A 13,111-nucleotide genomic window follows, 5' to 3' on the forward strand; every position below is an offset into this window, starting at 1 on the left:
GAGAACCCCCCAGAACCTGTGCACGGAGCGGGGGACAGCACTGTGGACAAAGTCATAGACCGCGAACCACATGCACTTTGACCTGCATCTTTTCCATCCACTGGCTGTGGGGGAGAAAAACTTCCCCAGCCGGACCAAGATCACAACAAACGGCGCACAGCAGAAGCCCCATCCCACCATTCGGTAAGGATCATTAGCCGTTTGCATCTCTTACCTGTGGAAGATTAGATTGATGCCCATGACACAGGCCCCTGCGGCGTCCAGATCCAGCCGCCGACGACATGACCGCGAGATCATCGCACTCGCCGTCCCCGCCTTCGGCGCACTCGTCGCAGAGCCGCTGTTCGTGATGGTCGACAGTGCGATCGTCGGGCACCTCGGCACCCCGCAACTCGCCGGGCTGGGAGTCGCTGCGGCACTGCTGATGACTGCGGTCAGCGTCTTCGTCTTCCTCGCCTACGCCACGACCGCCGCGGTCGCGCGGCGAGTCGGCGCCGGGGATCTGAGTTCCGCGATCCGCCAGGGCATGGACGGGATATGGCTGGCCCTGTTGCTCGGCATCGCTGTCGTCGCCTTCATGTTCCCCGCCGCACCTTGGCTGGTGGAAGTCTTCGGAGCATCCGGCACCGCGGCCCCGCACGCCATCACCTATCTGCGCATCTCGAGCCTCGGTATCCCTGCCATGCTCGTGGTCATGGCCGCCACCGGCGTACTCCGCGGCCTCCAGGACACCCGTACACCCCTCTATGTGGCGATCGGCGGCTTTGCAGCGAACGGGGCCCTCAACCTCGGTCTGGTCTACGGAGCCGGGCTCGGCATCGCCGGCTCCGCCTGGGGCACGGTCTTCGCCCAGGCCGGAATGGCCACCGCCTATCTCGTGGTGGTCATTCGCGGTGCCCGTCGCCACGATGCCTCCCTGCGACCGGACCCCGCAGGCATACGGGCGAGCGCCCAGGCCGGTATGCCGCTGCTGGTCCGTACGCTCTCCCTGCGGGCCGTGCTGCTGATCGCCACCGCCGTGGCCGCCCGTCTCGGTGATACCAGCATCGCCGCGCACCAGATCATCCTCTCCCTCTGGAGCCTCACGGCGTTTGCCCTGGACGCGATCGCCATCGCCGGCCAGGCCATCATCGGGCGCTGTCTCGGCGCCGGCGACCCTGCGGGAGCACGTGCCGCGTGCCGCCGCATGGTCGAGTGGGGGATCGCTTCGGGCGTAGGACTCGGAGTGCTGATCGTGCTGGCGCGTCCGGTCTTCATTCCCCTCTTCACCAGTGATCCCACCGTCAAGGAAGCTCTGCTGCCGGCCCTGCTGCTGGTGGCGGTCATCCAGCCCATCGCAGGCGTGGTGTTCGTCCTCGACGGTGTGCTGATGGGCGCCGGCGACGGCCCCTATCTGGCCGGCGCCATGCTCGTCACCCTGATGGTCTTCACTCCGGTCGCCCTCCTGGTGCCGCCTCTCGGCGGCGACCTCACCATGCTCTGGTGGGCCATGACCCTGATGATGGCGGTTCGCATGGCGACCCTGTGGCTGCGGGCCCGCTCCGGCCGCTGGGTCGTGACGGGGGCCACCCGCTGACGAGCGGTGTTTCACGTGAAACATCCCCTGCGTACCCTCAGCCACCGAACAACGACGAGGGAACACGTGCTCCGACGCGGTTCCAGCACGTCAGAGAACGACGAGAGGGCCGCACCCACCAGGTGTCCCACCCGGGGGTACGGCCCTCTCATTCCGCGCTTTGGGCGGTCGCTCAGCCGGCGACGACCTCGACGCCGAGTTTCGCGGCGACCTCGGGGTGCAGACGCACGGACACCTGGTGCGAGCCCAGGGTCTTGATCGGCGAACCGAGCTCGACGCGGCGCTTGTCCACCTCCGGGCCGCCAGCCGACTTGATCGCCGAGGCGATGTCGGCCGGAGTGACGGATCCGAAGAGGCGACCGGCATCGCCGGAGCGAACGGCCAGACGCACCTTCACGCCCTCGAGCCGGGCCTTGATCTCGTTGGCCTGCTCGATGGTCGCGATCTCGTGGATCTTGCGGGCGCGACGGATCTGCGCGACGTCCTTCTCGCCACCCTTGGTCCAGCGGATCGCGAACCCGCGCGGGACCAGGTAGTTGCGAGCGTAGCCGTCCTTGACGTCGACGACGTCGCCAGCAGCACCGAGGCCGGAAACCTCGTGGGTAAGGATGATCTTCATGCTTCGGTCACCCTTCCCTTAGCGCGCGGTGGACGTGTAGGGCAGCAGCGCCATCTCACGGCTGTTCTTGACGGCCGTGGCGACGTCACGCTGGTGCTGCGTGCAGTTGCCGGTCACGCGGCGGGCACGGATCTTGCCGCGGTCGGAAATGAACTTCCGCAGCATGTTCGTGTCCTTGTAGTCCACGTACGTGACCTTGTCCTTGCAGAAAGCGCAGACCTTCTTCTTCGGCTTGCGCACAGGCGGCTTCGCCATGGTGTTTCTCCTGTGTGATCAAGAAGTGGGAGTACGAGCTCCCCGGGGGACCTGCCCCTAGAAAGGAGGCTCGTCCGAGTAGCCGCCGCCAGAGCCGGAACCGGAGCCGGAGCCGCCACCCCAGCCGCCACCGCCCTGCTGCTGACCGCCGGCCGGCGCGCTGGTGGCCCAGGGATCGTCGGCGGGAGCCCCGCCGCCACCCTGCTGCTGGCCACCACCGGGACCGCCGCCCCAGCCGCCGCCCTGCTGGCCACCGCCGTAGCCGCCCTGGCCACCGCGACCGGTGGTCTTGGTGACCTTGGCCGTGGCGTTCTTGAGGCTGGGGCCGACTTCCTCGACGTCCAGCTCGAAGACCGTGCGCTTGACTCCCTCACGGTCCTCGTAGGACCGCTGCTTCAGCCGGCCCTGCACGACGACGCGCATGCCTCGCTGGAGCGACTCGGCGACGTTCTCCGCCGCCTGACGCCAGACCGAGCAGGTGAGGAACAGGCTCTCGCCGTCCTTCCACTCGTTCGTCTGACGGTCGAAGGTGCGGGGAGTGGACGCGACGCGGAACTTCGCGACCGCCGCACCGGACGGGGTGAAGCGCAGCTCGGGGTCGTCGACGAGATTGCCGACGACCGTGATGACGGTCTCGCCTGCCATGGGTGAACCTCTCGGCGGGATTGCTTCTGGCTGCTTGCTGCTACTCGGGCCCGATGCCCTCTGAGCCAGGTGCTCAGTGGGTCTCGGGACGGAGGACCTTGGTCCGGAGGACCGACTCGTTCAGGCTCATCTGGCGGTCGAGCTCCTTGACGACCGCAGGCTCGGCCTGCAGGTCGATGACCGAGTAGATGCCCTCGGGCTTCTTCTTGATCTCGTAAGCGAGACGACGACGGCCCCAGGTGTCGACCTTCTCGACCTTTCCGTTGCCCTCGCGGACGACAGAGAGGAAGTTCTCGATCAGCGGGGAGACAGCACGCTCCTCGAGATCGGGGTCGAGGATGACCATCACCTCGTAGTGACGCATGTGGAACCCACCTCCTTTGGACTCAGCGGCCACGGTCGTTCCGTGGCAGGAGGGTCGTGATGCGTTGAGCATCGATGCCTACGCAGTAAATCAGGCGGCACTGACAACCGGCCCCGCAATCGGTCTGGAGAGCGAGGTACCGAGTGCTGGCCTGGGCAGACACCGGTGCAGACGCTACACAGTACCCGCACACCCGCTTCCGGTTGAAATCCGGCGTCCGCGCACCGCACCCTGTACGCATCGGGTGTGGGCGGCGTCACAGTGCGCCGCCCACCGGGAATGCCAGGAGGTGCTTCATGGCCCAGTCGCAACCGAACCCCACCGGCTCTCTCCTCGCCACGGACGGCAAGCCCCATCCACGCCAGGACGCCCTGGTGGTCGTCACCCTGGTCCTGGGTGCGGTGGCGTTCGTCGCGGCGCAGTTCCACCACCTGCATCTGCTCAGCTCTTGGACCGGACTCATCGGAATCCTCACGGGCGCATACGGCCAGTTCATCTCGGCCACCACCCGGGAACGCTTCCTCCTGGTCATCGGCCTGGGCGCCGCCGCGATCGGCTTCTTCCTCGGAATGGCGCAAGGCGGTCTCTTCGGCGGCCTGATCGGCTACTGACACTCGTCCCCCCGCAGCCACGCGGGGCGCTTCCCGGGCCCAGTAGGCTTCGGCGCGAGAGCCGGAGCCCCTGACCCATGGGGACACACCAGCCGAGGAGCGCCCCGCATGAGCCTGACCCTGAGGACCATCAGCCGAGAGCAGCATCTGGCGTACGTCCAGAGCCTGCCTTCGGCGAGTCACTGCCAGGTCCCGGCGTGGGCGGACGTGAAGACCGAATGGCGCTCCGAGAACCTCGGCTGGTTCGACAAGAACGACCAGCTCGTCGGCGCCGGTCTGGTGCTGTACCGCCAGCTCCCCAAGATCAAGCGCTATCTGGCCTATCTGCCCGAGGGCCCGGTGATCAACTGGTACGCCCCCAACCTGGACGAATGGCTCCGACCGATGCTGGCACACCTCAAGAGCCAGGGCGCCTTCTCCGTGAAAATGGGCCCGCCCGTGGTGATCCGCCGCTGGGACGCGCCGGCGATCAAGACGGGCATTCAGGACCCGGACGTGAAGCGCCTGCGGGACGTGGAGGCTACGCACATCGAGGCGCGCGCGTTCGAGGTCGCGGACCGGCTTCGCAAGATGGGCTGGCAGCAGGGCGAGGACGGCGGTGCCGGCTTCGGCGATGTGCAGCCGCGGTACGTCTACCAGGTGCCCCTGGCCAACCGGTCGCTCGACGACGTGCTCAAGGGCTTCAACCAGCTGTGGCGGCGCAACATCAAGAAGGCCGAGAAGGCCGGCGTCGAGGTCGTCCAGGGCGGATACGAGGACCTGGCCGAGTGGCAGCGGCTCTACGAGATCACTGCCGAGCGCGACCGCTTCCGGCCCCGCCCGCTCTCGTACTTCCAGCGCATGTGGACGGTCCTGAACTCGGAGGACCCCAACCGCATGCGTCTCTACTTCGCCCGGCACAACGGGGTGAACCTCTCGGCGGCCACGATGCTCGTCGTCGGCGGCCACGTCTGGTACTCGTACGGGGCCTCCGACAACATCGGCCGCGAGGTCCGGCCCTCCAACGCGATGCAGTGGCGGATGCTCCGGGACGCCTACGCCATGGGCGCCACCGTCTACGACCTGCGCGGCATCAGCGACTCGCTCGACGAGACCGACCACCTCTTCGGGCTGATCCAGTTCAAGGTCGGAACCGGCGGAGAAGCGGTCGAGTACATCGGCGAGTGGGACTTCCCGCTCAACAAGATGCTGCACAAGGCTCTCGACATCTACATGTCGCGCCGCTGATCGTTCCGTAGCCTGTCTGCGACCTCTCTTCAAATCCCTCTTCGCAGCTCCGACACACTGCCGCCACCAGAAAGGTTCCGGACCCGGCCATGGCGCTCTCCCTCTATGTCGACACCACACGCTGGCGGGCGCACCAGAAGTCCGTAAGCGACCAGTTCCCGGGTCTCGTCCCGGTCTGCAAGGGCAACGGCTACGGGTTCGGCCACGAGCGTCTCTCCGAGGAGGTGACCCGCTTCGGCGCGGACATGCTCGCGGTGGGAACCACCTACGAGGCGGCTCGGATCAAGGACTGGTTCAGCGGCGACCTCCTCGTGCTCACCCCCTTCCGCCGCGGTGAGGAGCCGGTGCCGCTGCCCGACCGGGTCATCCGCTCGGTCTCGTCGGTGGACGGGGTGCATGCCCTGGTCGGGGCGCGCGTCGTCATCGAGTGCATGAGCTCGATGAGGCGGCACGGCGTCTCGGACCACGACCTCCACCAGCTGCATTCCGCGATCGAGGACGTGCGGCTGGAGGGCTTCGCCCTCCATCTGCCCCTGGACCGAACCGACGGGTCCGACGCGGTGGAGGAGGTCATCGGCTGGATGGACCGGCTGCGGACCGCGCGGCTGCCGCTGCACACCATGTTCGTGAGCCATCTGAGATCCGACGAACTCACCCGGCTCCAGCAGCAGTTCCCGCAGACCCGGTTCCGGGCCCGGATCGGCACGCGGCTCTGGCTCGGCGACCATGACGCGACCGAGTACCGGGGAGCCGTCCTCGACGTGACCCGCGTCGCCAGAGGCGACCGCTTCGGATACCGCCAGCAGAAGGCGGCCTCGGACGGCTGGCTGGTCGTCGTCGCGGGCGGTACCTCGCACGGTGTGGGTCTGGAGGCCCCCAAGGCACTCCACGGCGTCATGCCGCGGGCCAAGGGGGTCGCCCGGGCCGGGCTGGCGACCGTCAACCGCAACCTGTCGCCGTTCGTCTGGGCGGGCAAGCAGCGGTGGTTCGCGGAGCCCCCGCATATGCAGGTCTCGATCCTCTTCGTCCCCGCCGACTGCCATGAGCCGAGGGTCGGGGACGAACTGGTCGCGCACCTGCGCCATACGACCACCCAGTTCGACCGACTGGTCGACCGCTGACTCAGCCGGTGCCGCGTGTCGGGCGTGCCCCGGGACACGGGTGGCCGCAGGGAGCGGAAGCCGGTGCTCGGGGCCCGGTCAGCCGGCCGCCGGGCCGGTCGTCCCCCACTCCACCCGCGAGCCCTGCACGGAATGGGCCCCAGGCCTCGGGGGGTGGGCCGCCCCAGCGAGGACGAAGACGTCCGGTGCCCTGTCCAGTACTCCACCGGACGGGTCGTCCGAGCCGTCCCGCCGTACCACGTCCCGCTCGGGCATGAGGGCGTCCCGCACGACCACCGCGCACAGGTAGAGCGTCCCCAGCAGGTGGACGGCGATCGCAAGCTGGTAGCCCTCCGGTGGAAGGCCCTGGTGCTTGTCCCCGCTCGTCGTGTAGGCGAGGTACATCCAGATGCCCAGGAAGTACACGACCTCGCAGGCCTGCCAGATCAGGAAGTCCCGCCAGCGCGGTCTGGCGAGCACCGCGAGGGGGATCAGCCACAGCACGTACTGCGGCGAGTAGACCTTGTTGGTGAGGACGAACGCCGCCACGACGAGGAAGGCCAGCTGCGCGAACCGCGGTCTGCGCGGGGCGGTGAGGGCCAGCCCCGCGATGCCGGCGCAGGCCAGCAGCATCAGCGCCGTCGCATAGGTGTTGACCGTGCCGACCTCGATCGACTCGCCCGTGCGCTGTGTGATGATCAGCCAGAAGGACCCGAAGTCGACCTGCCGCTCCTGACTGAACGTGTAGAACCTCTTCCACCCCTCGGGCGCGAGCAGCATCACCGGCAGATTCACCGCCAGCCAGGCCCCCGCCGCGCCCAGGACGGCCGTCCCGTACTCCCGGTACCTGCCGGCCCGCCAGCACAGCACCAGCAGGGGGCCCAGCAGGAGCAGCGGGTAGAGCTTGGCCGCCGTGGCGAGCCCGACGAGGATGCCGAAGGCCAGAGCGCGCCCGCGTGACCACATGAGCATCGCCGCCGCTGTGAGGGCGACCGCCAGCAGGTCCCAGTTGATGGTGGCGGTGAGGGCGAACGCGGGCGCGAGGGCCACCAGCAGCCCGTCCCACGGCCTGCGTCTATGGGTCCGCGCGACACATACGGCGATGATCGCGGCACAGATCATCAGCATGCCCGCGTTGACCATCCAGTAGATCTGCTCGCGGTGCTGGACCGAGCCGCCGTGCGGTGTGAGCCATGCGGCGACCTGCATGAACAATCCGGTCAGCACGGGGTACTCGAGGTACTCCATGTCGCCGTCCAGCCGGTCGAAGTACGGCACCAGGCCGTCGGCGAAACCGCGTCCCAGGAACAGATGAGGGATGTCGGAGTAGCAGGCGTGCGTGTACTGCGAGCTGGCGCCGCGGAACCACGCCCAGTCGTAGCAGGGGATCTTCTGCACCATGCCGAGCGCGAACATCCCGATCGCCACCAGGGCGACGACTCTCACGGGTGTGAGCCGGCTGCCGCCGACCCGTGCCCAGCGGCCGACGGGGCCCCCGATCAGCTCACTGCCGGCGGCCGCGATCTCGTCCCTCCGCGTGGGACTGACCTGCGGCTCGTCGTGCTGAGGCATCGTCTTCTCCGGGCTCGGCATGGAGCCATCCTGCCGTACCGGGCCGTGCCCGCGTACGGCCTGTGGACAACGGCCTGTGGACAACGGCCTGTGGACAACGGCGAGGGCCGCGGCACCGGAGTCGACCTCCGAGTACCGCGGCCCTCGCGGGACGCCTGCCGGCGAACCGGCGATCAGCCTTCCGATCCTCCCAGCCAGCCGCCGCCGTTCCCGCTTCCCTGAGATCCGTTGGCGCCCCCGTTGGCGCCCCCGTTGCCGCTGCCGTTGCCGCCGCCTGTCGGCGGTGACGGACTGGTGGTCACACCGCCGTCCGTGGCCCCGCCGTCCGTGGCGCCCGTGTCGGTCCCGCCGTTGGTCGGATCGCCGTCCTGACCGGCGGTCGGGTCGCAGGTCCAGTCGAACCGGTTGCAGGACTCCGAGGGCTTCGGGGTCTCCGACGGCGTCTCCGAGGGGGTCTCCGACGGCGTCTCCGAGGGGGTCTCCGACGGCGTCTGAGACGACGGCGTCGGCTCGGGGCTGTTGAGACCGCCGCCGTACACGGCTTCGGCCCCGAGCGGCTCGGGCTCGGAGAAGCGCTCGACCTCGGCGCCCTTGAGCGCCTGCTCCATGTAGTCGTGCCAGATCTCGGACGGGAACGACGAACCGTGGATCTTCTGCTGACCGCCCGTTCCGAACATCTCCAGGAACTTCCGGTTCTTGTTCTCCGCGTTGTCGTCCATCCGGTACATGTCGATGGCGGTCGCCAGCTGGGGCGTGTAGCCGACGAACCACGCCGACTTGTTGCCGTCCGTGGTACCGGTCTTGCCGGCGACGTCCCGGCCCGGGAGGCGTGCGTTGCGGCCCGTGCCCTCGGGGTCCTCGACGACGTCCCTCAGCACGTCGGTGATGTTGCTGGACACCGCCGAGGAGAACTTCCGCTCCGACCTGTCCTCGTGCTCGAAGATCGCCTGGCCCGCGTGCTCCACCTTCGTCACCGAGTACGGCTCCCGCTGCTCCCCGTTGGCGGCGAAGGTGGCGTAGGCGCCGGCCATCCGGATCGCGCTGGGGTCGGAGATGCCGATCGAGAAGGACGGCACGTCGGCCTCGATCAGCGAGTCCTCGCGCAGACCGGCGTCCAGCGCCGCCTGGCGCACCTTGTCGACACCGACGTCCATGCCCAGCTGGACGAAGGGCGAGTTGGCGGAATGGATCATCGCTTCGCGCAGGCTGATGTTCCGGTAGGACTCGTCACCGTCGTTGCGCTGGAGCCACTCCTCGCCCTTCTCGTTCCGCCAGACGCTGCCGTCGTACTTCTTGATCTTGAGCTTGTTGAGGCCGTTGTAGCGGCTCTGGTCCGGGTCGACGATCCTGCGCTCCTCCGGGCCCTGGACGGGCCCGGAGTTCGGGTCGCGCACGCCGTCCCGCATCGCCGCGGCGAGCACGAACGGCTTGAAGGTCGAGCCGACCTGGGCACCGGTCTTGTCGGCGTTGTTGGTGAAGTGCTTCGTCGCGTCCTCGCCGCCGTAGATGGCGACGATCGCTCCGGTCTTGGGATTCACCGAGGCGCCGCCGAACTGGACGTGGGTGTCCGTCTCGGGGCGCTTCTCCGCGTCGATGTGCTTGTCGCGGACGTCCTCGACGGCCTTGGTCAGCTTCTCGACCTTCTTCTTGTCGAAGGTCGTGTGGATCTCGTAGCCGCCCTTGGCGAGATGCTCGGCGGTGATGCCCCGGTCGTTGTTGTTGATGAAGTAGGCCTTGGCAAGGTCGACCAGGTATCCGGTCTGTCCGCTGAGCTGCGCGTTCTTCTTCGGCTTGTCGGGCATCGGGAACTGCTCGACGGCCTTCGAGTGCTCCTCGGCGGTGAGGTGCCCGTCCTTGCGCATCTCGCCCAGGATCCACATCCAGCGCTTCGTGGCGCGCTCGGTGTTGGCCTTCGGGGTGGCCCTGGAGTCGATCTCCGTCGCACCGGCCGGGTCGTAGTACGTCGCGCCCTTGAGGAGCGAGGCGAGGAAGGCGCACTGGCTCGCGGTGAGCTCCTTGGCGTTCACGCCGTAGTAGGTACGGGCGGCGGCCTGGATGCCGTAGGCGCCGCGCCCGTAGTACGACGTGTTGAGGTAGCCCTCCATGATCTTCGGCTTCTGCAGCTCGGTGCCGACCTTCATGGAGATGAAGAGTTCCTTGACCTTGCGGTTCAGGGTCTGCGACTGGTCTCCGAGCATGGCGTTCTTCACGAACTGCTGTGTGATGGTCGAGCCGCCCTGGGTCTGGCCGCCCTTGGCCATGTTGACCACGGCTCGCGCGATGCCCGCCGGGTCGATGCCCTTGTCGGTCTGGAACGTCTTGTTCTCGGCCGAGATCACCGCGTTCTGCATATGGGTGGGGATGTTGTCGATCGAGACGATCTGACGGTTGACCTCACCACCGGTGGCGGCCAGTTGCGACCCGTCGGCGTAGTAGTAGACGTTGTTCTGCGCCGCGGCCGCCTTGTTCTGGTCCGGGACCTCCACCACCGCGTACGCGATGGTGCCGGCCGTCATCAGGCTGCCGAGGAAGGCGAGGCAGAGACCGGCCACGAGCTTCCACGACGGCACCCAGCGGCGCCAGCCGTACCTGTCGTGACGCGGGTAGTCGACCAGCCGCTTCCGGCCGGGGTCCGGTCCGCCCGGACCACCGGTGCCACGCCGGCCGCCACCGTGGCCCCCGATCCCGGCACCGCCGGTCTCGGAGGCCCTTCTGCGGCCGCCCCCGGCTCGCTGCGCGGCGCGGCGGGCAGCGGCCCGGCCTTCGTAGGGTCGCTCTTCTCCGTGCGCGGCGGAGGGAGAGCTGGTGCTTGCGCCCCGGGCGGGGCGGCGGCCAGTCGGAGCCTGCTGGGCGCCGCGCCGGGCCGCGGCACGTCCGCCGCCCTCGGGCTGCGGCGGCTTGCGACGGTGCTCGCTCATCGAACGACTACTCCTCGAGCAGGCGCGAACGCCTGGAAGCGGCAGTTGAGATCCGGTCCCCCCGACATCAGTACGGACCAGCCCGGCAGAGGGCTCATCCGCAACGCATCCAGGGCCAGGACGCCCCCTGATGTCACACGGTTCCCGGTGGTCTGCATGGCGCACAGACTACGCACGAACAAAAGCCCCCAGAGGAATGTTTCGCCTTGAATAAGGCAAGTTGCCCGACATGAATTGACGATGTGACGCCGGTCACATACGTCTCGCTTGTCGCAGCAGAATCGCCGCTCTATCGTCTAGATGTATCGAGTCGATACATCAGCACGAGATAAGCATCCCGGAAGACAGAGGAGGCGATCGATGAGCCGGCGTTCCGGCATTCTCGAATTCGCTGTCCTCGGTCTGCTCCGTGAGGCCCCCATGCACGGGTACGAGCTGCGCAAACGGCTCAACACCTCGTTGGGCATCTTCCGGGCCTTCAGTTACGGGACCCTCTACCCCTGCCTCAAGACGCTGGTCGCCAGCGGCTGGCTGATCGAGGAGCCGGGCAGCGCTCCCGAGGACGCTCTCGCCGCCTCTCTCGCGGGGCGCCGGGCCAAGATCGTCTACCGGTTGACGGCGGAAGGCAAGGAGCACTTCGAGGAGCTGCTCTCCCATACCGGCCCCGACAGCTGGGAGGACGAGCACTTCGCGGCCCGCTTCGCCTTCTTCGGCCAGACGGAGCGCGAGGTGCGAATGCGGGTGCTGGAGGGCCGACGCAGCCGGCTCGAGGAGCGTCTGGAGAAGATGCGCGCCTCCCTCGCCCGCACACGCGAGCGCCTAGACGACTACACGCTGGAGCTTCAACGGCACGGCATGGAATCCGTCGAGCGCGAGGTCCGCTGGCTGAACGAACTCATCGAGAGCGAGCGGGCCGGGCGGGACCAGCGACGGTCCATGGCCACCGGGGAAGCCGCTCGGCAGGACAACACATCCGGCAGGTCGGGCGGCCCGCCACGGCGCGGGGACGGAGCGTCCCTCGGAGGCGCCGCTGCGCGGTACCCCGACCCGCCGGATCCGTCCGAAGACACCACCAACTGAGACCCCGCTCCGAAGCAGGGTCTCGCACGAGAACACACAGGGAGCAACCGGAATGGGTTCGGTTCGCGTAGCCATCGTCGGCGTGGGCAACTGCGCCGCCTCGCTGGTGCAGGGCGTCGAGTACTACAAGGACGCAGACCCGGGCAGCAAGGTGCCGGGTCTGATGCACGTCCAGTTCGGCGACTACCACGTCCGTGACGTCGAGTTCGTCGCCGCCTTCGATGTCGACGCGAAGAAGGTCGGCCTCGATCTCGCGGACGCCATCGGTGCCAGCGAGAACAACACCATCAAGATCTGCGATGTGCCGTCCACCGGCGTGGCCGTCCAGCGCGGCCACACCCTCGACGGTCTCGGCAAGTACTACCGCGAGACCATCGAGGAGTCCGCCGAGGCCCCGGTCGACATCGTCCAGGTCCTCAAGGACAAGCAGGTGGACGTACTTGTCTGCTACCTGCCGGTCGGTTCCGAGGACGCCGCCAAGTTCTACGCCCAGTGCGCCATCGACGCCAAGGTCGCCTTCGTCAACGCTCTCCCGGTGTTCATCGCGGGCACCAAGGAGTGGGCCGACAAGTTCACCGCCGCCGGTGTGCCGATCGTCGGTGACGACATCAAGTCGCAGGTGGGTGCCACCATCACGCACCGTGTGATGGCGAAGCTCTTCGAGGACCGGGGCGTCGTCCTGGACCGCACGATGCAGCTGAACGTCGGCGGCAACATGGACTTCAAGAACATGCTCGAGCGCGAGCGCCTGGAGTCCAAGAAGATCTCCAAGACGCAGGCCGTCACCTCGCAGATCCCCGACCGCGAACTCGGCGAGAAGAACGTCCACATCGGCCCGTCCGACTATGTCGCCTGGCTGGACGACCGCAAGTGGGCCTATGTGCGCCTGGAGGGTCGCGCCTTCGGTGACGTCCCGCTGAACCTGGAGTACAAGCTCGAGGTCTGGGACTCCCCGAACTCGGCCGGGGTCATCATCGACGCACTGCGCGCCGCGAAGATCGCCAAGGACCGCGGTATCGGCGGGCCGATCCTCTCCGCGTCCTCCTACTTCATGAAGTCCCCGCCGGTCCAGTACTTCGACGACGAGGCCCGCGCGAACGTCGAGAAGTTCATCAAGGGCGAGGTCGAGCGCTAATCCGGCGCA

General features: G+C 67.9%; 12 protein-coding genes. 6 read left to right on the forward strand and 6 right to left on the reverse strand.

Going from position 1 to position 13,111, the window contains the following annotated elements; genetic code table 11:
* Positions 1 to 238: 238 nt before the first annotated feature.
* The gene (locus DDQ41_RS15655; protein ID WP_109295045.1) at positions 239 to 1,576 is read left to right on the forward strand and encodes an MATE family efflux transporter; all 1,338 of its coding nucleotides are present in this window, start codon (positions 239 to 241) and stop codon (positions 1,574 to 1,576) included.
* 172 nt (positions 1,577 to 1,748) lie between these two features.
* Here DDQ41_RS15655 and rplI read toward each other — a convergent pair whose 3' ends face one another.
* The 4 genes from rplI to rpsF all read right to left on the reverse strand — a co-directional run bounded on the left by rplI (position 1,749) and on the right by rpsF (position 3,459).
* Entirely contained in the window at positions 1,749 to 2,195 is a 447-nt protein-coding gene (rplI, locus tag DDQ41_RS15660) for a 50S ribosomal protein L9 (RefSeq protein ID WP_109295046.1), read from the reverse strand.
* Between the two features lie 18 nt (positions 2,196 to 2,213).
* Positions 2,214 to 2,450 (reverse strand): 30S ribosomal protein S18, encoded by a 237-nt coding sequence (rpsR, locus tag DDQ41_RS15665; protein ID WP_003949403.1) that lies wholly within the window; start codon positions 2,448 to 2,450, stop codon positions 2,214 to 2,216.
* A gap of 57 nt (positions 2,451 to 2,507) precedes the next feature.
* Positions 2,508 to 3,095 carry a single-stranded DNA-binding protein gene (locus tag DDQ41_RS15670; RefSeq protein ID WP_109295047.1) on the reverse strand — a complete coding sequence of 196 codons (588 nt, stop codon included), beginning with the start codon at positions 3,093 to 3,095 and terminating at the stop codon, positions 2,508 to 2,510.
* Positions 3,096 to 3,168: 73 nt separating this feature from the next.
* The gene (gene rpsF / locus DDQ41_RS15675) at positions 3,169 to 3,459 is read right to left on the reverse strand and encodes a 30S ribosomal protein S6 (protein ID WP_027734081.1); all 291 of its coding nucleotides are present in this window, start codon (positions 3,457 to 3,459) and stop codon (positions 3,169 to 3,171) included.
* A 296-nt stretch (positions 3,460 to 3,755) separates the two neighbouring features.
* Between rpsF and DDQ41_RS15680 the strand changes: the two genes are divergently transcribed.
* The 3 genes from DDQ41_RS15680 (at position 3,756) to DDQ41_RS15690 (ending at position 6,418) form a co-directional block, all read left to right on the forward strand.
* Entirely contained in the window at positions 3,756 to 4,070 is a 315-nt protein-coding gene (locus DDQ41_RS15680; protein WP_109295048.1) for a hypothetical protein, read from the forward strand.
* A 108-nt stretch (positions 4,071 to 4,178) separates the two neighbouring features.
* Positions 4,179 to 5,297 (forward strand): lipid II:glycine glycyltransferase FemX, encoded by a 1,119-nt coding sequence (locus tag DDQ41_RS15685; protein WP_109295049.1) that lies wholly within the window; start codon positions 4,179 to 4,181, stop codon positions 5,295 to 5,297.
* A gap of 89 nt (positions 5,298 to 5,386) precedes the next feature.
* On the forward strand, positions 5,387 to 6,418 hold the full coding sequence (locus tag DDQ41_RS15690) for an alanine racemase (RefSeq protein ID WP_109295050.1): 1,032 nt from the start codon (positions 5,387 to 5,389) through the stop codon (positions 6,416 to 6,418).
* Between the two features lie 78 nt (positions 6,419 to 6,496).
* Here the strand turns inward: DDQ41_RS15690 and DDQ41_RS15695 are convergent, their stop codons facing one another.
* Both DDQ41_RS15695 and DDQ41_RS15700 read right to left on the reverse strand, forming a co-directional pair.
* Entirely contained in the window at positions 6,497 to 7,990 is a 1,494-nt protein-coding gene (locus DDQ41_RS15695; protein WP_109295051.1) for a glycosyltransferase family 87 protein, read from the reverse strand.
* A 152-nt stretch (positions 7,991 to 8,142) separates the two neighbouring features.
* Complete coding sequence (locus DDQ41_RS15700; RefSeq protein WP_109295052.1) at positions 8,143 to 10,887, reverse strand: transglycosylase domain-containing protein; 2,745 nt, start codon at positions 10,885 to 10,887, stop codon at positions 8,143 to 8,145.
* A gap of 360 nt (positions 10,888 to 11,247) precedes the next feature.
* Between DDQ41_RS15700 and DDQ41_RS15705 the strand changes: the two genes are divergently transcribed.
* Together DDQ41_RS15705 and DDQ41_RS15710 are read left to right on the forward strand one after the other, a co-directional pair.
* Complete coding sequence (locus tag DDQ41_RS15705) at positions 11,248 to 11,967, forward strand: PadR family transcriptional regulator (protein ID WP_109295053.1); 720 nt, start codon at positions 11,248 to 11,250, stop codon at positions 11,965 to 11,967.
* A gap of 52 nt (positions 11,968 to 12,019) precedes the next feature.
* Entirely contained in the window at positions 12,020 to 13,102 is a 1,083-nt protein-coding gene (locus tag DDQ41_RS15710) for an inositol-3-phosphate synthase (RefSeq protein ID WP_109295054.1), read from the forward strand.
* Positions 13,103 to 13,111 lie beyond the last annotated feature (9 nt).

It is taken from the genome of Streptomyces spongiicola, assembly GCF_003122365.1.
Classification (GTDB): Bacteria; Actinomycetota; Actinomycetes; order Streptomycetales; family Streptomycetaceae; genus Streptomyces; species Streptomyces spongiicola.

Coding starts and splice junctions, on each gene's coding strand:
- DDQ41_RS15655 (WP_109295045.1), top strand. CDS start 239: ATGACACAGGCCCCTGCGGCGTCCAGATCCAGCCGCCGACGACATGAC.
- rplI (WP_109295046.1), bottom strand. CDS start 2,195: ATGAAGATCATCCTTACCCACGAGGTTTCCGGCCTCGGTGCTGCTGGC.
- rpsR (WP_003949403.1), bottom strand. CDS start 2,450: ATGGCGAAGCCGCCTGTGCGCAAGCCGAAGAAGAAGGTCTGCGCTTTC.
- DDQ41_RS15670 (WP_109295047.1), bottom strand. CDS start 3,095: ATGGCAGGCGAGACCGTCATCACGGTCGTCGGCAATCTCGTCGACGAC.
- rpsF (WP_027734081.1), bottom strand. CDS start 3,459: ATGCGTCACTACGAGGTGATGGTCATCCTCGACCCCGATCTCGAGGAG.
- DDQ41_RS15680 (WP_109295048.1), top strand. CDS start 3,756: ATGGCCCAGTCGCAACCGAACCCCACCGGCTCTCTCCTCGCCACGGAC.
- DDQ41_RS15685 (WP_109295049.1), top strand. CDS start 4,179: ATGAGCCTGACCCTGAGGACCATCAGCCGAGAGCAGCATCTGGCGTAC.
- DDQ41_RS15690 (WP_109295050.1), top strand. CDS start 5,387: ATGGCGCTCTCCCTCTATGTCGACACCACACGCTGGCGGGCGCACCAG.
- DDQ41_RS15695 (WP_109295051.1), bottom strand. CDS start 7,990: ATGCCGAGCCCGGAGAAGACGATGCCTCAGCACGACGAGCCGCAGGTC.
- DDQ41_RS15700 (WP_109295052.1), bottom strand. CDS start 10,887: ATGAGCGAGCACCGTCGCAAGCCGCCGCAGCCCGAGGGCGGCGGACGT.
- DDQ41_RS15705 (WP_109295053.1), top strand. CDS start 11,248: ATGAGCCGGCGTTCCGGCATTCTCGAATTCGCTGTCCTCGGTCTGCTC.
- DDQ41_RS15710 (WP_109295054.1), top strand. CDS start 12,020: ATGGGTTCGGTTCGCGTAGCCATCGTCGGCGTGGGCAACTGCGCCGCC.